Source organism: Microbulbifer variabilis (assembly GCF_052467165.1).
This window is the reverse complement of sequence record NZ_CP174301.1, coordinates 2299006-2320456: the sequence shown is the minus strand read 5'-3', so window position 1 is coordinate 2320456 and position 21451 is coordinate 2299006. Positions and strand designations below refer to the sequence as shown.

At 44.9% G+C, this 21451-nt stretch carries 20 protein-coding genes and 2 pseudogenes; 15 read left to right on the top strand and 7 right to left on the bottom strand.

Features of this window, described 5'->3' with window-relative positions; translation table 11 throughout:
* Nucleotides 1–31: 31 nt before the first annotated feature.
* Nucleotides 32–1216: an NO-inducible flavohemoprotein gene (hmpA, locus tag ACJJIP_RS10315; protein ID WP_444946848.1), complete on the bottom strand. Its 1185-nt coding sequence runs from the start codon at nucleotides 1214–1216 to the stop codon at nucleotides 32–34.
* Between the two features lie 550 nt (nucleotides 1217–1766).
* Here hmpA and norR point away from each other — a divergent pair.
* The 8 genes and pseudogenes from norR to ACJJIP_RS10275 all read left to right on the top strand — a co-directional run bounded on the left by norR (nucleotide 1767) and on the right by ACJJIP_RS10275 (nucleotide 8680).
* Nucleotides 1767–2969 carry a nitric oxide reductase transcriptional regulator NorR gene (gene norR / locus ACJJIP_RS10310; protein WP_444946847.1) on the top strand — a complete coding sequence of 401 codons (1203 nt, stop codon included), beginning with the start codon at nucleotides 1767–1769 and terminating at the stop codon, nucleotides 2967–2969.
* A pseudogene (locus tag ACJJIP_RS10305) lies at nucleotides 2947–2994 on the top strand (hypothetical protein); the annotation flags it as partial. The gene norR and the pseudogene ACJJIP_RS10305, both read left to right, overlap by 23 nt.
* A 12-nt stretch (nucleotides 2995–3006) precedes the next feature.
* On the top strand, nucleotides 3007–3339 hold the full coding sequence (locus ACJJIP_RS10300; RefSeq protein WP_444946922.1) for a helix-turn-helix domain-containing protein: 333 nt from the start codon (nucleotides 3007–3009) through the stop codon (nucleotides 3337–3339).
* A 51-nt stretch (nucleotides 3340–3390) separates the two neighbouring features.
* Complete coding sequence (locus tag ACJJIP_RS10295) at nucleotides 3391–3657, top strand: hypothetical protein (RefSeq protein ID WP_444946846.1); 267 nt, start codon at nucleotides 3391–3393, stop codon at nucleotides 3655–3657.
* A gap of 666 nt (nucleotides 3658–4323) precedes the next feature.
* Nucleotides 4324–4431, top strand: a pseudogene (locus tag ACJJIP_RS10290) (IS66 family transposase); the annotation flags it as partial.
* Between the two features lie 478 nt (nucleotides 4432–4909).
* On the top strand, nucleotides 4910–6193 hold the full coding sequence (locus tag ACJJIP_RS10285) for a hypothetical protein (RefSeq protein ID WP_444946845.1): 1284 nt from the start codon (nucleotides 4910–4912) through the stop codon (nucleotides 6191–6193).
* Nucleotides 6190–6975 (top strand): transglutaminase-like domain-containing protein, encoded by a 786-nt coding sequence (locus ACJJIP_RS10280; RefSeq protein WP_444946844.1) that lies wholly within the window; start codon nucleotides 6190–6192, stop codon nucleotides 6973–6975. Before ACJJIP_RS10285 ends, ACJJIP_RS10280 begins: the two co-directional genes overlap by 4 nt.
* 880 nt (nucleotides 6976–7855) lie before the next feature.
* Nucleotides 7856–8680 carry a hypothetical protein gene (locus ACJJIP_RS10275; RefSeq protein WP_020415384.1) on the top strand — a complete coding sequence of 275 codons (825 nt, stop codon included), beginning with the start codon at nucleotides 7856–7858 and terminating at the stop codon, nucleotides 8678–8680.
* A 104-nt stretch (nucleotides 8681–8784) separates the two neighbouring features.
* Here the strand turns inward: ACJJIP_RS10275 and ACJJIP_RS10270 are convergent, their stop codons facing one another.
* A complete protein-coding gene (locus tag ACJJIP_RS10270) occupies nucleotides 8785–10962 on the bottom strand; it encodes a heavy metal translocating P-type ATPase (RefSeq protein ID WP_353375409.1) in 2178 nt (725 codons plus the stop codon).
* A 219-nt stretch (nucleotides 10963–11181) separates the two neighbouring features.
* On the opposite strand from ACJJIP_RS10270, the gene ACJJIP_RS10265 reads away from it, so the two are divergent.
* Nucleotides 11182–11310 (top strand): MerR family transcriptional regulator, encoded by a 129-nt coding sequence (locus tag ACJJIP_RS10265; RefSeq protein WP_353056927.1) that lies wholly within the window; start codon nucleotides 11182–11184, stop codon nucleotides 11308–11310.
* 553 nt (nucleotides 11311–11863) lie between these two features.
* On the opposite strand, the gene ACJJIP_RS10260 is transcribed toward ACJJIP_RS10265, so the two are convergent.
* Nucleotides 11864–12445: a TetR/AcrR family transcriptional regulator gene (locus tag ACJJIP_RS10260; protein WP_444901621.1), complete on the bottom strand. Its 582-nt coding sequence runs from the start codon at nucleotides 12443–12445 to the stop codon at nucleotides 11864–11866.
* A gap of 113 nt (nucleotides 12446–12558) precedes the next feature.
* Here ACJJIP_RS10260 and ACJJIP_RS10255 point away from each other — a divergent pair, with 113 nt between their 5' ends.
* The 5 genes from ACJJIP_RS10255 (at nucleotide 12559) to ACJJIP_RS10235 (ending at nucleotide 15882) form a co-directional block, all read left to right on the top strand.
* Entirely contained in the window at nucleotides 12559–13701 is a 1143-nt protein-coding gene (locus ACJJIP_RS10255; RefSeq protein ID WP_444946843.1) for an aromatic ring-hydroxylating oxygenase subunit alpha, read from the top strand.
* A 174-nt stretch (nucleotides 13702–13875) separates the two neighbouring features.
* Nucleotides 13876–14022 carry a TetR family transcriptional regulator gene (locus ACJJIP_RS10250; protein ID WP_083922857.1) on the top strand — a complete coding sequence of 49 codons (147 nt, stop codon included), beginning with the start codon at nucleotides 13876–13878 and terminating at the stop codon, nucleotides 14020–14022.
* 63 nt (nucleotides 14023–14085) lie between these two features.
* Entirely contained in the window at nucleotides 14086–14337 is a 252-nt protein-coding gene (locus ACJJIP_RS10245; RefSeq protein WP_444946842.1) for a hypothetical protein, read from the top strand.
* 173 nt (nucleotides 14338–14510) lie between these two features.
* Nucleotides 14511–15347: a metallophosphoesterase gene (locus tag ACJJIP_RS10240; RefSeq protein WP_353375412.1), complete on the top strand. Its 837-nt coding sequence runs from the start codon at nucleotides 14511–14513 to the stop codon at nucleotides 15345–15347.
* A gap of 115 nt (nucleotides 15348–15462) precedes the next feature.
* Entirely contained in the window at nucleotides 15463–15882 is a 420-nt protein-coding gene (locus ACJJIP_RS10235; RefSeq protein WP_040629508.1) for an acyl-CoA thioesterase, read from the top strand.
* Between the two features lie 44 nt (nucleotides 15883–15926).
* On the opposite strand, the gene ACJJIP_RS10230 is transcribed toward ACJJIP_RS10235, so the two are convergent.
* Nucleotides 15927–16817, bottom strand: coding sequence for a LysR family transcriptional regulator (locus ACJJIP_RS10230; RefSeq protein ID WP_169337149.1), 891 nt, complete (start codon nucleotides 16815–16817; stop codon nucleotides 15927–15929).
* A 115-nt stretch (nucleotides 16818–16932) separates the two neighbouring features.
* On the opposite strand from ACJJIP_RS10230, the gene ACJJIP_RS10225 reads away from it, so the two are divergent.
* On the top strand, nucleotides 16933–17670 hold the full coding sequence (locus ACJJIP_RS10225) for an SDR family oxidoreductase (RefSeq protein WP_444946841.1): 738 nt from the start codon (nucleotides 16933–16935) through the stop codon (nucleotides 17668–17670).
* A gap of 92 nt (nucleotides 17671–17762) precedes the next feature.
* Here the strand turns inward: ACJJIP_RS10225 and ACJJIP_RS10220 are convergent, their stop codons facing one another.
* From ACJJIP_RS10220 to ACJJIP_RS10210, 3 genes are read right to left on the bottom strand one after another with little or no spacing between them, the layout of a single operon-like run.
* Nucleotides 17763–19085 carry a phenylacetate--CoA ligase family protein gene (locus ACJJIP_RS10220; protein ID WP_444946840.1) on the bottom strand — a complete coding sequence of 441 codons (1323 nt, stop codon included), beginning with the start codon at nucleotides 19083–19085 and terminating at the stop codon, nucleotides 17763–17765.
* A gap of 19 nt (nucleotides 19086–19104) precedes the next feature.
* The gene (locus ACJJIP_RS10215; RefSeq protein ID WP_444946839.1) at nucleotides 19105–19962 is read right to left on the bottom strand and encodes a TauD/TfdA dioxygenase family protein; all 858 of its coding nucleotides are present in this window, start codon (nucleotides 19960–19962) and stop codon (nucleotides 19105–19107) included.
* Nucleotides 19959–21380, bottom strand: coding sequence for an aromatic amino acid ammonia-lyase (locus ACJJIP_RS10210; protein ID WP_169337150.1), 1422 nt, complete (start codon nucleotides 21378–21380; stop codon nucleotides 19959–19961). Before ACJJIP_RS10210 ends, ACJJIP_RS10215 begins: the two co-directional genes overlap by 4 nt.
* Nucleotides 21381–21451 lie beyond the last annotated feature (71 nt).

Below are 21451 nucleotides of genomic sequence, written 5' to 3'. Positions count from 1 at the left end.
CAAAAGTGATTTTATACTTTACTTTTATTTTCTATATATCACTATGCGGACCAAACACTTCATAAAATATCCTACCGGAATCAACTCCTAGTTCCATAAGTTGTTCCTTAATATTCTTCATGAAACCTGTTGGGCCGCATAAATAGAAATCGCCCTGGGTAATGGGCAGCTGTTCCCGGATAAAATCCAGATGCATAAGTCCGGAAAAGCTGTCTCCTTTAGCGCCTGAAGCATACCAGTAGTAGTGTTTTATGTTTGAATTGACTGAAGATAGTTCCGCAAGTCGTTCCTTGAACGAGTGTTGCTCTTCTTTCTCGCAGGCATGCAAGAACGTAATTTTCCTGCCTGGCTCTTTTTCATGTATGGATTCCAGCATGGAGAACAAAGGAGTTAGGCCAACACCTGCAGAAATCAATACAATTGGCTTTATTGAATCTTTTAGAAAAAATGCGCCGCTTGGTGGGTAGGCCTCCAGGATATCCCCAACCTCCACAGTTTCATGTAAGTAAGAGGAGACAATACCATCTCTAGGCTGGCTTTCTCTTTTTACGCTGATTCTATAGGTTGCACTATTGGGTTTATCGGAGAGTGAATATTGACGGATCTCAAGGTATTCATGTTTTGGAGGTTTTACCCGAATTCCCAGGTATTGGCCAGGTTGATAATCAATTACACCATTTCCATCCTCTGGTCTTAAGAGAAAGCTGGTAACCAGCTCAGACTCTACGGTTTTATCCTCTACAATAAACTGCCTGGGGCCATGCCAGCCTCCGAAGGTATTTCTTGAGAAGTCATAGAGTTCATATTCTCGCTCTATTAATAACTTCGCAAATAGGTTATAAGCTCTTTGCCAAGCATCAATAACTTCTGAGGTGAATGTATCCGGCATAACCTCCACGAGAGTGGCAAGCAGATGGTCTCCTACGATTTCGTATTGCTCAGGCTGAATAAAATAGCTGGTATGCTTTTGAGCAACCCTCTCAATTAACGGATCCAGGACTGGGAGGTTGTCAATATTCCTTGAGAAAGTTGATATGGCACTGAAGAGGGCAAATGGCTGTTTACCACTTTCCTGATTGCTCATATTGAATATATTTTTTAACTCAGGATTGCAGGAGAACATTCTATTGTAGAAATACTTTGTGATATCTACGCCTGCACTATCGAGTACTGGACTTGTGGCTTTAACAATTTTGATTTCTCTAGATGTCAACATGATTTGCTCCTATATACATCTAACGGAAAATTTATCGTGGACAATCCGAAACAGAGGCATTAGTCCAATGCCTGTAAAAATTGCTGATAGTTGCGTTCAGCCAATAAGTGAGAAAGCGGCTACTTATTTCACCTCTAAAGAGAGGCTATATTGTGCGACGCAGCGGCTTATGTATCCGATTTTTATTAGTGTCGCGCTGATCACCATAAAGATATGGCCAGCGACTTGTGCCGGAAGGGAGAAATAGTGGGACATGGGGTAGCAGATAACGACAGTTACTATCAAAAAAGGAACTGACAGTAGAAGGGTCAGATTGCCAGCTTTGAGCAGAAGTTCGAAGCGTCTGCGCAGGACAGGGTTTTCAGTGTCGAGCATTTTTAACCTCTATGGCAATTTTGGTTTCGCTATATAACTAGCAAGCCCCATGCCAAAAATAAAAATGCTTATAAATCAATAAGTTGAAGATTTTTTTCGGTTTTAACATGTCATTATGACTTGATAACTTTATGTGTCATAATGACCTCAATAGATCATATGGACCTATGCATGTATGACAGATATCAACGCCAATCTCCTGTTGGAAGTAGCATTGGATCTGGCTAATAGCCTGAACAACAGCGACCGCTTTGAACGCCTGCTCTCTACTATCCGCAAAGCCATCAAGTGTGATGCCGTGGCCCTATTGGGGTTAAATGAGAATGTACTTACCCCCCTGGCGGTACAAGGGCTTGCCAGAAGAACGCTTGGCCGCCGTTTTGTAGTCAATGAACATCCGCGCCTTGCCCAGATCTGTGCCTCAGAAAATCCAGTTCGCTTCCCATCAGATTGTGATTTGCCAGACCCTTTTGATGGCTTACTACTGGATAGGGAAGGGGACTTGCCGGTGCACTCTTGCATGGGTTTGCCCCTGTATTCTGATAACCACTTGGTGGGCTTGCTAACTCTCGATAGCATGGCTTCAGATGCTTATGGCCAAATTAGTGACAGAACCCTTGAGTTGATAGCAGCCCTTTCTGCAGCAACACTAAAAACAGCTTTGGAGTTAAAAGAGCTTTCCCTTTCTGCAGAACATGCAGAACAGTTGGTAAAAGAACTGACACAGGAGGCTTTTCTACGAGATGGTGGGGAGCTCATTGGAGAGAGCCAAGTCATGAAAGCCCTGCGCAGTGATATTGAGCTGGTAGCAGGTTCTGACTACAACGTCCTGATCCTTGGAGAGACAGGTGTCGGCAAGGAGTTAGTGGCTCGCACTGTACATAGGCTCTCTTCTCGCAGGGAAAAACCACTTGTTTACCTCAATTGCGCATCCTTAACGGAGACTCTGGCTGAGGCAGAGCTTTTTGGACATGCAAAGGGCGCTTTCACGGGGGCGGATCGCGAGCGGCCAGGTAAATTCCTTCTGGCGAACGGTGGAACTATTTTCCTTGATGAGGTGGGCGAGCTACCTTTAGCTGTACAGAGTAAATTGCTGAGGGTGCTGCAAAGCGGTGAAATCCAGCCGGTTGGTAAAGATACAGTCCAGCATGTCGATGTCAGGATAGTTGCCGCAACAAACCGGGAGCTGTTGAAGGAAATAGAAGACGGAGGTTTCAGGGCCGACTTGTATCACCGTCTTTCTGTATATCCACTGGAAGTTCCACCCTTATCACAAAGAGAGAATGATGTTCTGTTACTGGCGGATTACTTCCTGGAAAAGTCCCGTAGAAAAGCTGGGCTTTCGTCAACTCAGATTGTCGGCAGAGGCCTCACGTAAATTAAAGCGTTATGGTTGGCCGGGGAATGTAAGGGAGTTGGAGCATATCATTAGTCGTGCAGCCTTGAAGGCCAGAAAGGGCTCCTCTCCGTCAGAGATTGTATCGTTAACCGCTGCGCATATAGAGATTCCTGACGATATCATGGCACAGCCAGAGTTTGAGAAACCGGCTCAACCACCGCTGGAAGTTGTGAATCTCAGGTCTGCGACCGAGGATTATCAGCGCGATCTTATAAAGCATACGCTGACTAACTGTGATGGGAATTGGAGTCGAGCTGCAAAATTGCTTTCTATGGATAGAGGAAATTTGGTTCGTCTTGCAAAACGATTGGGCGTCTATATCAAGAAAGAGGTTGTGGGCGGAAAGTGATGTTATGATTGCGTAATATAAATCTCACTTTTTTACAGTTAAGAGAAAGGCATGAATAAGGATATTACGTTTTCAATGGCTATTGGATTGCTAGCTTTATTAGTTGGCGTGGTGACCTTCATGTATAACTGGCTTATTGTCGGTGGTGGTTGGGAGTATTTGGGAGTCTTCCTATTTCCAGGAAATCTAGTCTTATCTCTGTTCACAGAAGAAATAGATTTTTGGCCAAAGTTTGCTTTACAAATGAGTGGCCAGTTTTCAGTAATTTTTTCTGTTGCTTACTTGGCGAGGCGGGCTTTGAAGGAAGTCGTCAGCTAATAGAGTGCTCATAAGTTCTTTTTAAAGTTGAGTTGTTAGTGCTGCTAATTAAATAACGGTTTGAATTTTAACAGAATCTTTATTGTCTAATAGGATTGGGTGAGAGCAAGTAAGTTACTCACTTTTTGCGAGTGATTATAAATCAATCCTATTCGGCGACACACAATATATCAAATAAGTGCCAGCTAAATCAAAAGATGGAAAGGGGTTGGTCTCTACATCTTTTATTAAGCTAGATGGTATTGTTGGCTTTCAAAAAGCGGGTATTTCTTGAGGAAAGCGTATCTGGGCATGATAAATTAAATATTTTGTGAATTCTTTTAAAGATATACTCCTATACGCTCAAGTTAAAAAGACAATTACATTTTTAATGAGGATGAATGGCTGCAATGCTGTAGAGCTTTTGCTCCGCGAAGAGACGATTAACCCAAGTCATTGTAGTGCACACGCTCGACGCAAATTTGCACCAATTTCCAAGTCTACACAGAACAGGCGGACTGGCCAAGCAGGTTATGTACTTTTATAGGAAACTATATCGGATAGATTCAAAAGCCGGAGGTGATAGCTAACTGCAAAGCAGTGATGTGATTTACGGCAGGAGGAGTCCAGGCCGATTGCGGCTATCAGTAAAACAGGCTAGATGAAAAGTAATCAAAGCTACTACACAAGTCTCCACTCAGTAAAGCCATAGAATACTGCCTAAAGCACTGGAAAGGACTTTATGAGCTTTTGAAGGGTGGCCGCACCGAAATCGAAACCAATTTGACTGAATAAAAAATCAAACCCTTCGTAAGGTATCGAAAAAACTACCTGTAAGTATCTTCACTCGAAGGGGTTGATTCAACTGTACTTACACTTTAGCTATTTTGCAAATAGCCAAGATCTACGGTATTGCTACATATAAGTATTATGTGGAAGTACTTGGAAAGTTCCACGCAATCAGTCTGTAGAGAGCTATGAAACATTACTACCCTGGAATTCTAGCCTAACAAAGTTGGGCTGGGAGAGTCGGATTGATATTTTCTGCTAGCTATATAAACTATTGGCGACCCCCTTTCTTGCTAGGCATCCTTTGAATGTACCCTCAATCTTGTAATTCCTGAACTTCAAATACAATCTTATCCTGCGAGATGGTAAGATTGCTTGCAATACATTGTATAGCCGCACTCAAGTTTGTACGAATTTCACTCATAAGTGATTTCTACTACTTGAGTAACAACTAGTTAAATACAACTAAAATAGAGAACTAAGTATGAACATCAAACTAATGCCAGCTATTACTACTGCTATTTTGCTGGCTGGCTGCTCTGCTACACAAAATACAGAGGATTCAAAGCCTAATGGGAATGATAAAACGGGTAGTTCATGGGGAATTTTAAGTTTAGATAATCTTCCATCTTGGATTCAAGATGAGATGCTGAAAGATAAAATTGTTGATAATAAGTCTTCACTTGAAGTTGAAGGTCTTAATTTCAAAAGAGAAATTTTAGGTAAGGTTGCGGCTTCAAAAAATAGTGATGGAACCTGGTATTACCTAATTGATATTGATACCTCTGTCCCAATTGAGTGTTATATTTTTAATGAATATGATGGCCCAGCAAATTCTCTTTATGGGTTGATTGATAGCAGTTTGGCTCAGGCTGAAGAGCTTAATAATAAATCACTTTCAGCCCGTTTTAACTATGCTGTTGATGTCGGCATTACCGAGAATACACCTTATCTATCACTAGATACCCTTTATTTTCTTGGCGAAAAAAGTGAAGCTGTAGCAGGGTTAATGAAGGGCTTGTCAGCGGAAGTTGATGGGAACCTACAGGTCTGTCTGCATAATCAAATGGGATACCACCAGGCTTTTGTTGATGTTTTTGAATCATTTATAGGCGTATCCACAGTAAACAATCAAAGTGCGGAGTTCTTTGAGTCTGTTCATCAGATGAAGCTTAATGATATATCTGTTGGATATAGCTATGAAAAATATACTACAGATGATGAAGGTGATATCAATATTCAAAGCAGAGCCGCCTTTATTTTCCCAGTTGATGCCAGCTCTATATCCGCTTCAGACTTTGTATCTTCTTCCTGGAGTAGGCCGGATGGTTATTTAATTAATGCTTCAGAATATTCAATTGATAATGGTGAGCTGACTTCACATTATTCAATTAAGAACCAAAATGATAAGTGGCTGGTAGGAGGTGAATTCCAGGGCAAAAAGATCAATTCTGAACTGGATTATACCGGTATGTTATTGTCAAACTTTGGTAGTTATCTTCAAACAGCCCACTTAAACGTGTCAGATCAGGATTCTGCTGAATTTTATATGTGGCTATCTGATGCGGACCCTACATCAGCACAAAAAGTCCTGGTAAGCAAGCTGGCTGATAACCCCAGTGCAAACTTTAAAATGGATATAGGCCCGATTGTTATGAAATTTACCGCTGAAGACAGTGGGATTTTCAAGCAGGGAACTATGAAGCAAGGGCCGCTTGTGCTGGATATGGAATTATTGCATGTAAAAGGTGAGCCTAAACTGCCATGAAGCAGTTTTTTCCGCTCCTATTAACTTTGTTGGCACTTGATGTAAATGCACAGAGTGTTCCATTCTTTGCTGAATTGAGCACAGAGCTTGCAACTGATCAGCCTCTGCCTCTTGCTGATACTATTCACTTTGAGCTAGTTTCACCAGAGGCACAAAGGATTGCTACAGCTTTGTTGGATTGGAAGGGCATCACTGTTGAGCACATTAAAGGTGAGTCCTTGTTTATTACCATGAGAACTAAGCCGAACTTTTTTGGTGAAGTTCATGCAAAATATAGAGAGAATAGTTTTGTAATTGACCTGGATGAGGAGAGTACAAAGGATTTTACTTCCGGCTTTACAAGTGGAGTCAGTGAAAATTGGACATTAACAGAGCTGGAATCATATGTAGATGATTATATTGAATATCCTACATATATCCATGGCTTTAATATAGCTTCAGTGGTGGCTACCCAACGTAGCGGCGACTGTACGGAGTATGCGGTGCTTACTACTGCACTTGCTCGATCATTAAATCTTCCTGCAAGAGTTGTTTTAGGCACCGTAATACTTGAAGATAAAGAACAGGTAACGTCTTTTGGCCATGCCTGGGCGGAAGTATGGCATAAAGGCCAATGGCATATTCTTGATTCAGCCTTATACCGCTCTAATGCAGTTCGGCATTTTTATTTGCCGGCAAGTGAGCTGGATAAAGAAGGGCCAGGGTTTTCTTTATCATTGATGAGATCAATTCAATTGTTTCCACAGAGAATAGAGAATATTAAGGCAGTTAAAATTAATTAAATGTTATCTGTTAGCTTATCTATAAGATTTATTTCATGGTAAAATGGCCTGATCAGTGAGCTTTGCTGATCAGGCTTTTTTATATGTACTCCAGGTTTTTCTGTCACTGCGAGAGAATACCCAGTATAGCTTTTGGACTAGTGCGAAGTTACCATTCGCGGTCCAAATTTATAGGTTCCATTAGTGTCCCGCCTGCTGATACAACGGATGCTCTGAGCGGCAGGCTGATAGCTGTATAGTTCTGATTTGTTGATATTCAGTTCCATAGCAAGGTTGTAAGTCGGTTACTTCGAGATTGCCATGGGTAATGGTACTGGCCGTACACTTCAACACAGAAGATGAACTTGCCGAGATCGACGGCGTGCTTAATCTTATTACAAATTGCTGGCGTTAGGCTGCTAACAACGAATACCGGTTTAGATAAATAAGAACTTTGGGCTTGCTTTATTTAATTGTCGAATGCCGAGCTATCTCTAGACAGCCAGTATCGATATCCTCCAAAAATTTTATTGTCTGTTATAGTGATTTTAATGGCACGATAATTTCAACGGGCGATATTTAATACATTAGTAAAACCACTGGGAATAAAAATTGATAAGGGGGCAGTTGTTAAGTAATCAAGATGCTTATACTAAGCTTCAGTGATTTGAATCCTTGGTAAAAAGATACACGATTATATTTTGGTTATCCTGAGCGGTGATCCAAATTTTACTATCTTGAAGTCAAAGCTGTCTTGTTTTGAGTGCTCCCTAATTCTTAGAGGCATAAGCGCTGTATTTTTTGATGTAAATAAAAATTTTTGAGTCCATTATTGAAATGCGGCCTTACTTCTCTATATTCATACTGTCAATTATATGCCTACTGTTCTGGAGAATATTCGATGAGTAAGAAATATAGAGGTGGCGCTAATATATTTATTTTATTGTTTGTCTTATTGCTATCCTTTGATGTCTTATCAGGCGAAGCTAAATCGTTTTATTCAAAGTTTGATTTTGGTCAAAGTTCTGAGGGTATCCTGGCTTCATATAAATTGGGGCATTCAGTATCTGGTCAAGAAATTATATATATTGATTATATTTGTGTTCCCGGTGATGAAAGTAAGCCTTGTATACTGGACCTGAATGGTAACTTTCCAACTGTCGAGTATGTAATTGAAGAGGGAGCTTATTTGCATGAAGTTCGCCTCTCTGGGCAAACAACAGTTGTGACCATGGGAGGAGGCCAGATTACCAGCTCTATTCAGGTATTTAACAATTCAGAATTATTTCTGCTGGGTGGAGAGATAGTATCGGTCAATGCTAGGAATACCAGTCGCGTAGTATTAGATGGCGGACAGGCATCAATTGCTCATGCATATGATAGCTCAACGATTTATAGCACTAGTAACTCACCCACAAGATCTCTATTGTCCTACCAGAATGCGTCAATCTATATCTTTGGAGCAGACTACGCGGAGGGTGAGCAGGTTCAACTGTTCTCTTTTGATAATTCAAATTTAAACCTATATGGCGAGAGATTTATCTATATATTAAGCACTAACGGTTGTGAATGGTCTGATAATAATCCTCCGGAAGGTGACCCGGGCATTTATACCAATATCTCTGGACAATGTCTTTCTGTAGGAAGGATAAGTGGAAGCCAGGTATTTATTACATCCACAGCAACAGAGAATGGGGAGGTAAGGTTTATTGACGTTGAGTCATAAACTAACTCCTGAAGGGTAAACTTCATCCGTCCCTAAGCTTTTGGGATGGATGAAGTTTAAAGCATATTACTAAGCCGAGTTTGTATATCGGATTCTACAGCAGGTCACTTCCGCATCAATCGCAATCCATTGAATACCACCAGCAGACTGGTACCCATATCCGCAAACACTGCCATCCACATGGTAGCTTCTCCAGCAAAGGCGAGGATAAGAAATATCGCTTTGATGCCGAGAGCAAGGACAATATTTTGCCAAAGTATATGGGCCGTGGTGCGTGACAAGCGGATAAAACCAGCAATTTTGCCAAGATTGTCATCCATTAAGGCAACATCGGCGGTTTCTATAGCGGTATCTGTACCTGTAGCTCCCATTGCAAAGCCGATATCGGCTCGCGCCAGTGCTGGTGCATCATTGATTCCGTCCCCAACCATACCAACTCTGCCATGACCGGCCAGGGACTCCACCTGCTGCAGTTTATCCTCTGGAAGAAGGTTGCCTTCGGCTCGATCGATGCCTACTTCGCGGGCGATGGCGTCGGCAGTATGTTGATTATCACCGGTTAACATTAGGGTTTTCACCCCTAATTCGTGGAGTTCTTCAATGGCTTTCCGACTGGACTCTTTGACGGTGTCCGCAACTGCGAACAAAGCCATTACTCCGGATTCTCCCACCAGCATAACGACTGTTTTGCCCTGGGATTCAAGTTTGCTAAGCAGCTGTTCAAGATCCGGACTACAGACCCCAAGCTCTTCTACCAAGCGGTGATTCCCCAGATAGTACCCCATATTAGCTATTTCGCCGCGAACACCCCGGCCGGCCAGGGCTTCAAAAGCCTCAACTTCATGTAGCTCTGCGTTTTCTGCGCTGAGATATTCTGCGACGGCTTTTGAGACAGGATGATCAGAACGTGAGGCCAGGCTGGCAGCTATAGTTCTGATTTCGTCAGGTTCAGCACCTGACCAGGGTTCGAAGTCGGTTACTTCGGGCTTGCCATGGGTAATGGTGCCGGTCTTATCTAGTGCAATCCAGCGCAGGCGACGACCCTGCTCGAGATAGGCACCGCCCTTAATCAGGGTGCCGTGACGGGTTGCTGCCGCTAGGCCGCTGACAATGGTGACCGGTGTCGCAATTACCAGAGCACAGGGGCAGGCGATTACCAGCAATACCAGAGACCTGTATATCCACTCCATCCAAGCGCCGCCGAAAAAGAGTGGGGGTATTAACGCTGTGGCTAAGGCTACGGCAAACACGAGGGGTGTGTACCAGCGGGCAAATTGGTCGACAAAGCGCTGCGTCGGCGCGCGGCTTCCTTGGGCCTCCTCTACCGCATGAATAATCCGGGCCAGGACAGCATCATTAGCGGCAGCGGTTACTTTGTATTCGAGCGCGCCAGATTCATTAATGGTCCCCGCAAAAAGTTCATTGCCGGCCGTCTTGTCTACAGGCAAGCTTTCCCCGGTAATTGGGGCCTGGTTAACTGCAGAGTTGCCTTTTACAACCTCCCCATCAAGGGCGATACGCTCGCCAGGTCTTACCCTGACAATGGCTCCTAAAGGTACCTCTTTTGCGCCGATCTCACGCCAACTTCCATCATCCTGCCGTACAGTGGCTGTTTCCGGGGTTAGGCTCAGTAGCTCCCGGATGGCATTTCGAGCGCGGTCCAAAGATTTTGCTTCAATCAGTTCTGCCAGGGTAAATAACACCATTACCATGGCCGCTTCTGGCCAGTGTCCAATTAATATGGCGCCAGTGACCGCAATTGACATGAGCGCATTCATGTTCAGATTGAGGTTCTTAAGCGCTATCCATCCTTTTTTGTAGGTGGAGAGGCCACCGCCAGCAATGGCAGCCAGAGCCAATACAAATACTAACCAGGTATTACCGCCTTGCAGCCAATACGCCAATTCTGATGCCAGAGCTGCAACGGCTGCGGCACCAAGCAACCACCAATTGGCCTTAGCGGCTGGAGGGGCACCCTCGGTATCTTCCTCGGTAGCCAGCCTGGCATCCAGGTCGAGTGGCGTTAATACATCCAGGATCGTCTGCTCCATGCCAGGTGCATGGCCGACCGTCAGGATTCGCTGTACCAGATTGAAGTCGAGGCTGTAGATCCCCTGAATACTGGAAAGCTTGGCGCGTATCAGGCTTTCCTCGGTTGGGCAGTCCATCTTGCCAATGGAGAACAGGGAAGATTCTCCTTCTTTATTGACTGTACTATTGCCGGGTCTTTCGAGTGGCTCTGTGGGCTTTTCACAACCGCAGCCAGTATCGCGCTTTTCCATAGTCAACTCTCGGATAGCTCAAAAGGTGAGCCATTATTACTATCCCTCTAGTAACTATAGAGTCAAGGGGACACCTGCATGCCCTATATGATTGGCGAAGCCAGCTGTGAAGTGGAGGCAGTGCGTTACTACGATCAGGTGGACTCGTTACCGGAACCTGTGCGGACCAGGGATAATTTATAACTTTATTCTGGAGCTCATTTAAAGCAATTTCACTGCATTCGCCACTGCCGTTCATTGGGCATGCCATTGGAAGATACTCGAAATCTGCTCGAACTCAAAGTGCAGCCAATTGAGAATTGCCTGGAAATCAATGAGCTGGTTGATAAAACCTATCCGCCATATTGAGGATCAAATGGATCTGTAGGTACAACTTCGGCAAAGTTTGTAGTAACTACGAGATCAATGTATCGACCTGGAAGCTGCAGGCACCTGTAAAGTCATGCGTATGCTTAGCGATCTCGAATTCTATGCTAAAACAGATTCCCAAGTTTGAAGGGTTTAATTTCGGAAAACTAAGCTACAGAGGTTCATGACTAAGATCTCTTAATTAAAATTCCCTAAGGTGCTCCAAGTGCTCCTGATTTTTTTAGGGAGGCCAGTGATATTAACCAGGTTATAAGGTGGGGCTAAGGGCAATGAGACCGTTCCAGTTAATCACAAATTTACCCAGCGAATAGATGGGCTTTTCTTCGATAATATCGATGCCTACAGGTTTAGAAGGTGCATGGTTCTGCATACGTCTAGATGATGGAAAAACCGTTAAAGCCCCTATTAATCAGATGCTGATAGCGCTTCAGAATGGTATCGCAATGAGGGAAGCTCAGCGTTACCGCCTAGCCTAGTCTGCTACTTCTCTTGCCTTTACCCTACATAGAGGCAGTATAGCCTTTTGTCGTGATTAGTAAGCGCTCGTGATCAATCTTTCCAGTTCGATCAAGTGCTGTTTTTTTAGTGTCTTGAAGGTTTTTGCAGAGTAGAGCTTTTTCAAGGTGGGTTCAGATATCAAAAAATATTGAACGGCCCCAAGTAATTGGTAGATAAAGGCAAGCGGCTTTATCTCTTGAAAGTGTCCCTGTTTCTGGCTCGCTTTCACCAGTCCCTCTAGATGATCGAGAACGGGCTTTAGAAACCACTGATGGGCGTGTTCGGAGCGCTCTTTATTATCTAACAGCTCTCGCATCAGAAGAAGAATAACGCGGTGGGTTCTTTTGTCGGGTGCTGCCAGTACGTTTAATAAGTTCAACAGCTGTTCTCTGGGAGCTAGCTCATGCTCAATGTTGGGTTTCAGGTTCTCAACCAGATGGGTAACAGCGGATTCAAGTACCGCAGCATAGAGTTTTTCTTTGCTGGGGAAGTGGTGCAGCAGCCCTTGTTTGCTGATAGTCAGTTCGGCGGCGACATCATTGATGCTGGTTCCGTAAAAACCTCTCTCAGAAAAGAGAATTTCGGCCTTGAGAAGTAACTTTTCTCGTGTCTTCATTGAGCTTCAATATGGTCTGGCTAGACAGCTTGACACCTTACCGATTGGTAGGTAGCCTGTCAATAAACTTACCGATTGGTAGGTTCTGATTGCCATAACGCAAGGGATGGAGTATGGACAGACAAACAGAACTCGATCTTATCCAGCGATGCTGGGGACTGGTACAAGATAAAACCACAACCCTGGCGGATGAGACGGCCAACGCTGATACACGACGATATCGCAGCAAAGAGGTGTTCGAGCTTGAGATGGAGCATATTCATCGTCGTTGGCCATGGCCTCTGGTACATACTTCTGAACTGATTGAAGCGAATAGCCTCAAAGCGGTCGAGACGCCACTCGGCTCTTTGATTGTCAGTCGCGATGCCTCAGGCCAATGGCATGCCTTTCACAACAGCTGTCGTCATCGCGGTGCCACACTACTAGGGGAGGGAGAATGCCGGCAGGCAAAACGCATTCACTGCCCCTATCATGCCTGGTCATATACCACAGATGGCGCGTTGGCCTCGGTTCCTGGTAAGCAACAGTGCTTTCCTGATCTTGATAAGTCAGACAATGGCCTACTCGAACTGCCTGTTAAAGAAAAGCATGGATTCATTTGGCTTTGCCCTGATGGGGCTTCGGCTCCAGACCTGGATGAAGCTCTGGAGGGTATGTCGCAGCCGCTAGCGGCCCTGCAGCTCGATCAGCTCTCTGTGTTTGCGCAATATCGCAAGGTTTGGAACACAAACTGGAAAATAGTGGCAGAGGGCGGTATTGAAACCTACCACTTTTCCTATGCCCACAGCGAGAGTATTGGCCCTTATTTTTATAACAACACCGCGGTCATCGATGCCCTGGGGGCCCATCTACGGGTAGTAATGCCGACCAAGGCTTTAGCTACGGTGGTGGAGAAACCCGTCGAGCAACAATCCCTGCGAGAATGCAGTCATACATTGTATTCATTGTTTCCTACCTCGGCCTTGCTGATTCAGCATCAGCATATTGACTGGGTGCAGTTCAGGCCCCTGGCCCTCGATAAAACGGCCATCGCTGTTACCACACTGGTTCCGACTGAGTTGCGGGATACCATGCGGGATCATTGGCAGCGTAACCATGATATTACTGTAGCGGTGTTGAATGAGGACTTTGAGCTAGGGGAGGGTGTTCAGCGCTCCATGAATAACGGTGCGCTGGAGCGTATCAATTACGGGAGGAACGAATGGGCCCTAAAGCGGATGAATGGTTTTATTGACGACCTGTTAACGGAGAAATAGTAGGGTTATATAGCGTTTTAGAGAGTGTATTGCCTGGTTTTACAGTCATGTGTAAAACTCGGGAAAACTATAATAATTAGGCGCTCTCAGGTGCTGTAATTCTCAGGGGTTGTTGATTTGACCAATAAATGAGGCCCTTTCTCGTCCATTCGTCAGTAGAAGCGTCGACAAAGGATTTTATCCGTTGCTAGCGCTGCACTGGAAAGCCATGACCCTTCAGAGCTGATCATGGAGAAGATCGTCAAGGTCAGTCAAGTTTCTAGCAAAACCCTGTATAACTATTTTAATAACCGGGATCTGTTATTGCTTAAGCGGCTGTGAATGGTTGCTGGATATCGAGAGTAGTGAGCAGGTGCAGCAAGCTGAACCTGGGCTGGTTAGCCTTTGACCTATAGACTTAGTGGGATTGAGCAGTTTAATCTCAAGCTCGATCGAATTTGTCTTTTCTTTTCCATTTTGATTCAGTGTGACAAGGCTAATGATGGAGCGAATCAGCTGAGTACAACTCTAGTTAGGGAAATCAATATCCATCTTGCTGAGAATGGTATGGTGCTGCGTGAAGGCACCATTATAGATGCCACTACTATCTCCGCTCCAACTTCGACAAGTCCGCTAAATGCGGATCTAGGGCAGTAAAAATGGAGATAACTGTATATAGAAAGCGCGATTTCGAGTAAAAAGTAGCTATTTTTAGTTATGTGAAGCGTGATGTAACGCTAAAGGCTGGTTTTTCAAAGTATCTCTAAATAGTAGATACCGTACTGTAGCCTGAAGTGTTGTAGGTTTGGGTCATTGAGTGAGTCTATTTCTTGAGCAAATGTCGTAACATTTCCGCAATACTTTTTATCATTGGTCTAACCATCTCTATTTGGGCTTTCTTTGCAGAGCCAAATAGTTTCAGAATCCGAGAGCAGACGATAACGATTGATTCCTGGCCAGAAGCCTGTAATAACAAGAAGGTGGCCATCCTTGCTGATTTACATGTGGGCTCTCCGTATAAAGGGGTTGATAGCCTTCGGTGGTTAGTTGATGAAGTAAATGCGAGTTTGCCTGATTTGATTTTGTTACCAGGTGATTTTGTTATCCAGGGCGTTGCAGGTGGCTCTTTTGTTTCTCCCGAAGAGGTTGCCGAGATACTGGAGGAATTGAAAGCGCCCATGGGCGTTTTCGCAGTGTTGGGAAATCACGACTGGTGGCTTGATGCCAAGCGGGTAGAGAAGGCATTCGCTGATCGAGGGATTACGGTACTTGAAGACCGATCAGCAAAGCTGAATAGTGGCGCTTGTAAGTTACGCCTGGTGGGTCTCAGTGATTTTTGGGAGGGGCCACATGATATCGCACAAGCGATGGATGGCATTGATACCGCTGAGAGCATTTTGGCTTTCACGCACAATCCCGATATATTTCCAGAATTACCGAAGCAAATCTCACTGACTATTGCTGGGCACACCCACGGAGGACAGGTTTACCTGCCATTTATTGGGCGCCCGATAGTTCCCTCTCGTTACGGGCAACGTTATGCGATAGGTCATATCGAGGAAGGTGGAAAAAACCTGTATGTAAGCCCTGGAGTAGGGACCAGTATTTTACCTGTGCGATTCCTAGTTCCGCCGGAAGTAACGCTCTTGTCTATCTCTAGTAACTAAGCGTAAGCAAGTGGGGCGTGCAGGATGATGGATTTGGTAATTCTGTTTGATCGGAATAGAGCAGGTACCTTGCCATACAATAGCAATGCTGCTTTGGACTTTCAGGATTGGCCAGATGATAACCGTTAAACGCAAGGTATTGTTCGGTGATTGTGACCCTGCGGGTATTGTATATACCCCAAGATTTTCCGACTTTGCCCTGGAGGCAACTCACGAAGCGATGTCTGTCCTGTTTGACGGCCCAGCCATTAGAAGGATGAAGCAGCTGGGCTTTATAACTCCGGTAAGAGCATTCAACTTGGAATTCCTGACCCCTGTGACTTGGGATCAGGAGTTAAAAATTCAGGTTTCTATCTCAGATATTGGCAACCACTCTTTTAGCTTCCAGCTTGAGGCTTATCTGGAGAGTGGGGCACCGGCTTTTACGGCGAACATTACCTATGTCACTTTATCTGCCTCCGACAGGGTCAAAATCCCTCTGCCAGGTCACCTTAGGGATACTTTGGCTCAAGCGAACCAAGCAAATGCACCATAAAGTAAATGGACTATAAAGGTGGTAGGTGGCGATGAAATCTGCAACTACACACTCCACTCGAAGAGGCCCTTCTCCTCGTTAAGGAAATCGAGCAAGGCCGCGAGTTTCTTCGGTTTGTTCAATCCAGTTCGGTATACGGCATGAATGTTCATTGGTGGTACATGCCATTCTGGAAGCACTTTTACCAACTGCCCGCCAGCCAATTCCTCAACAATATTGTTAATTGGCAATTGGGCGATGCCGAGCCCATTCAACGTTGCATTTTTTAATGCCTGGATGTTAGCGCAAAAGAAATTTCCGCTTACGGATAAGTTGATGGTTGAGTTAGCAGATGTCAGTGTCCATTCCGATTCCCCCGGATTGAATTGAAATCGAAGGCAGTTGTGACCCGCCAGCTCTTCAGGAAGTTGGGGCGCCCCATGCACTGCCAGATATTCTGGATTGGCCACAAGAACCCTGGTGGAGTAGCCGAGCTTGCGGCTTATTAGGCGGTCGTCCTGAATTTCTCCTACTCGGAAAGCCAAGTCGATACCCTGGGCAAATAGATCCTCGAAGTCATAGGTAAGGTTGAGAGAAACCGTAATTTTGGGCCAGCGTTTCAAAAATGGGGGCAAGACCTTTTGTGAGAGAAACTCGCCAAGAGCGGGTGGGGCAGAAACTTTAAGGAGCCCTTGTACCTGTTGCTCCATAACCAGCACATCGTGCTGAAGGGCTTTAAAATCTTCCACCAATTGAAGTGCTCGCTCATAAGCAATAGCACCGACTTCAGTTAACTCAACCCGACGGGTTGAGCGGTCCAGTAACTTTGCTTTCAGATGGGACTCCAACCGGGATATTTCCTTGCTGACTGTGGATTTCGGTAGGCCCAACTGCTCAGCCACAAGTGTGAGATTCAGGGTTTTACTGACCTGGACAAATACCGATAGGGTTCTCAAGCTTACTGTTTCTAAATCGCGAACATTTATTTTCAAATTGGGTAATTGTTCATTTATGGGTGGATAATAGAATGGCTTCGTCTTCGAAACAACATGATTCACAGGAGATTCAACCATGTCGAATGAACGAATTGCACTAGTTACTGGCTCTAATCGCGGTATTGGTCTCGAAGTTGCCAAGCAGCTCTCTGACCAGGGGGTCAAGGTAATTCTGTCTGGCCGCAACCAGGAGAAGCTTCAAGAGGTTAAAGCGGCCTGGACAGGCAAGGTAGCCCCACTGGACACCATAGAATTGGATATCACCAAGGCAAACGACAGGGCGCGAGCAGCTCAAAAAATTGCTGAGCAGTATGGCCGACTGGATATTCTAGTAAACAATGCCGGTGTGATTGTGGAAGGAGAATGGGCGCAGAATAACAGTGAGACTGTTTCCCAAGCTGATCTGCAAACCACCTTCGATATCAACTTGTTTGCTCAAATTGGCCTCACGCAGGAACTACTGCCACTACTCAAGAAGAGTAAGGCTGGACGTATTGTAAACGTTAGTAGCATCTTGGGTTCCCTGGCAGTAAATGCCGATGTTGAATCTGGCTGGAGTGCGGTAAAACCGTTTGCTTACAACGCATCTAAAGCCGCATTAAATATGTTTACAGTTTCCCTGAGCCAGAGCCTTGCAGAGACCAATATCAAGGTCAATAGTGCGCACCCCGGTTGGGTTAAAACCGACCTGGGCACCAGCGCGGCGCCAATGGAAGTTACCGACGGAGCTTCAACGGTTGTAGACCTGGCCCTGATCGATAGCGATGGCCCCAACGGACAATTTGTCCACCTCGGTGAAGAGCAACCTTGGTAAGCACCTTTCGCAATATCAATAGCCTATTTGCTAGCTACCCCTTCACATAGTGAAGGGGTAGCTAGGTGTATGCTCCATTTAAGTGGGGAAGGCTATCTGCGATCAATGATTTTTTTAACCTTGCCAGCTTTTTTACTGATTTCCCCAGGTTGTAAAATTTCTATATTGATTCTTGAGGCCGCTTCGAGCCCCAGGAAAATCATACGAAGGGTTACATCTGAACTGGTGAGGTTGCTATAAAATAGTCGTGCTAAACGCTCTTTCTCCTGCTGATTGGCAGCTTCTCTTGCTTCAATTTCGAAGGTCAAATGATCATGCCCATCGACTTTTTCGATAATGCAGTGGTAAAAGGAGCTGAGACCAGCGATAGCAGTGATGGCGTTTTCCAGCGTAATCGGATAGATATTGCCGCCATTGATTGTGAACATATTATCGAGGCGCCCCTTGATGGGCCCCAAATAGGTTCCGGGATGGCCACACTCGCAAGGGCCTCTGTGCATCTCCACCAGATCATGTGTGTTATAGCGAATCAGCGGAAGGGCTTCACGCTGCAGAGCGGTTATCACTAATTCCCCAGTGACACCATCTTTACATGGTTCTCCTGTATCGGGGTCAATAACTTCTGCATGAAAGAAATCTTCCCACACATGTAAGTTATGATGCTGGCATTCACTCGCTATTAGCCCAAGCTCAGTATTCGCATACATATTAATCAGCTTGGAGTTGAACAACTGCTCATAGCGAGCCCGAAAGTCTTCAGAGAACAGTTCACCCACCATAAATATATTGCGTATGTTTAAGGATGCCGGTGATATATCTTTCTCCAGGCAGTGGCGTTCCAGCCGAGGTAATAAAGAGGGAAGGCAGACCATATAATCCAGCTGATCCCTTTGCAGGCTCTGAAGCTGATGGTCAATCCCCAGAAATGAATCTGCGGGAATGGTGAGGCCAAATATTTCAGCGGCAGCATGACAAATCATACCACTGGGCCAGGGACCATAGGTCATTGCACACAAACATTTATCGAATGGTTCAACACCTGCAAATAAGTAGCTGCGCGCTTGAGAGATTACCGCGTTCTCAATATCTTTGCGGGTATAGGGCACTCGCTTGGGAGTGCCGGTGCTGCCTGAGGTGTGGCAATAGCGAACAATATCGTTAAAAGCCATACTCACTGTCGGCATAGGCTTTAAAAATACTTCAGAGCTTATAATCGGCAGTTGGTGTAAATCTGTACAGGTTTGTATTGCCTCTATATCAACATTGTTTTGCGCAAGTAATTCACGATAGTAGTTGGACTTTGCAACAGCCTCACTGAGCAGCTTCTTGATTTGATTATCTTTAAATGCCTGCTGTTCATTTCTAGACCGGCTATTAATGTGCAGAAAATCTGTCAGTAGTTCGTTATAGTTCATAAATACACTAACTATCTATTTATAGATATTTAACTGGTCGTTCTGCAGAGAAATGCACACGGTGTAATTCCCGCCGTTGATTGTAGTCATTTACCGCATAGTGTAAGACCTGGTGATTGTTCCAAAGCACCAGGGTGCCAGGGCGCCATTGCACTCGGCAATTAAATTCCGGTTTTTCGACGTGCTGAAACAGGTAATTTAGCAGGCCCAAGCTTTCATCAGCTGTCATACCCTCAAACTGCGAGGTAGTAGTTCGGTTCAGGTAAAGAAAAGGCTTGCCAGTTACGGGGTTTTTACAAACTGCTGGGTGTATTGCAGATTTCAACGGCATTAATTTTAGCGCCCGCTCTATACCGGACCCATCCGCATCCGAACTTTCCATTAATTTTGTTAATGGTTGCTTTTTGAGCATTAGTTCTGTGGTGTGTATCACATTGAGAGAGTTAACTACTTGCTGCATTGCAGTTGAAAGGCTCTCATAAGCAAGTGTTGAGCTAGTAAAGAGGGTATCGCCCCCCCTGGGGGGAATATCTATACCATACAAAGCGATACCTTTTACCGGATTCGAATAATAGCCCTGGTCATGATGCCAGATTCCCCCAGTATTTTTCTTTTCACCGGCCTCTTTAATGATTCTAGCAACTTGTGGATACTCCTCTGAGTGACCCTGAAAAAAGAAATAATTTTTTTGAAGTTCCCCAAATAAACTGCAGAAGTTGACAAATGCTTGAGTATCCAGGTCCATATCCCTGATAACCAATAGCTCGTGCTCATGCCATAAGTTTTGCAGTGTTAGCCCTGTGCTTTGGTCCATATCGGCTAGTTCATTCGCTGGAATCTCAATGCCGAAATTGCCTGTTAAATAGTTAAAATTCATAAAATGCTCTCTACCTGGGCTGTTGTAAATTGTGACCAGTTCGCCAATTTTAATGCTTCGGGTAAACCACCTGTTGAGCGCATCATTGCGGCTCTAGCTGAGCAAAAAGTTGCTGCGCGGACAATTTCTCTTAACGTATCCAGCTGGTCGTTGACATTGTTAAGTGCGGCCATTCCACAGGGTACAAGGTCCTGATTGTTGCCTTCACACGAGAAACTCATCTGACGCACGGGTGTTGACCTGGCTTTTATTTCCTGGAACAGAGCTGACGTCAGCTGGTGAATTCCTTTACAGTGGTTGAATGATTCAACACTCAAATTGTCCGGCAGTCCTCCATTTAAGCGATGGTCCATTAAAATCAATATTTGTCGATCAAGCATCTCGGCCAGGCGATGAATAATTTCCTGCATAAATTCAGCAGAAGCCGCCAGCCCAATCGCATAAAAGAGTCCGCCATGCCAGGGGCCAGACTCAAGAATTAGGGGATTGTCGGCAACGGCAAGCGCTTCGGAACGAATTTTGGCTTCGGAGTAATCCAATAAGTCAAGACAGTGTCCCAGTATCTGGGGAGCGCAGCGAACTGAATAACGAGCTTGTAATAGACTTTTCTCACCTTCGACAATATTCGGCGATTGTAAATAGTCATGTCGGAGTTGTGTTAGCAAGTTGCCTGCTCGAGCGTAGCTGGTATGTACCTCTCCATAGTGTAAACCTTCCGAGAAATGTTCATCTCCAGCACCTATGGCCAAGGACATCAGCGCTACAGATTTAAAACAGTCCCTTAATAACTTCCTTAATTGATAATCATGCTCGATAGCCCATGAAGCCATCATGGCATTGGTATTTACCAGGCCAATTACGTCGCGGGGGCCTTTTGGCCCATGCTCAAATAGTGGAGATATGGCATGGGCCATAGAAATTAAGTCACCACTGGCACCCAGGCTGCCTTTTCGGGGGACTCTGGGAAGAGTTTCACTGTTTGCCAGCTTAAGAAGTGCTTGGTAAGTGGAAGGGTGGATACCTGACAGGCCGTGAGCTGTTTTTCGAGCTTGTAGTTTTAACGCGCGCCTGACGACCGATTTGGGTAGCGGAGCACCGATACCAACTTGTAAATATTCCAAGAGGTTGACTTGGGTATTTTTCCATTGGTCTGGGTCTAGGCGATTTCGCTCATTCTCACCATAGCTGGTGTGTAGTCCATAGATAGGGTTGTTAGTATCGCCGATCTGATCTTGTAGTAATGCATAGGAGTGTTTAACTCTGGAAATGTCTTTATCACTCGCGATGATTGGGTTGTGTAGGTATCCCCATTCATACCAAGTCTGCAAAGGAAAAGTTAAAGCCATACTGAAATTAGTTTCAGAGGATACTGCATTACTATTCGCTGCTGAGGGATAGCTGAGAGATGATGTAGACACTCTGGCTCCGGAAATTTTTTTGAATAAATAGGAAGCAAAGAAATTAACATGAGTGTAAAAACATGAAAAAT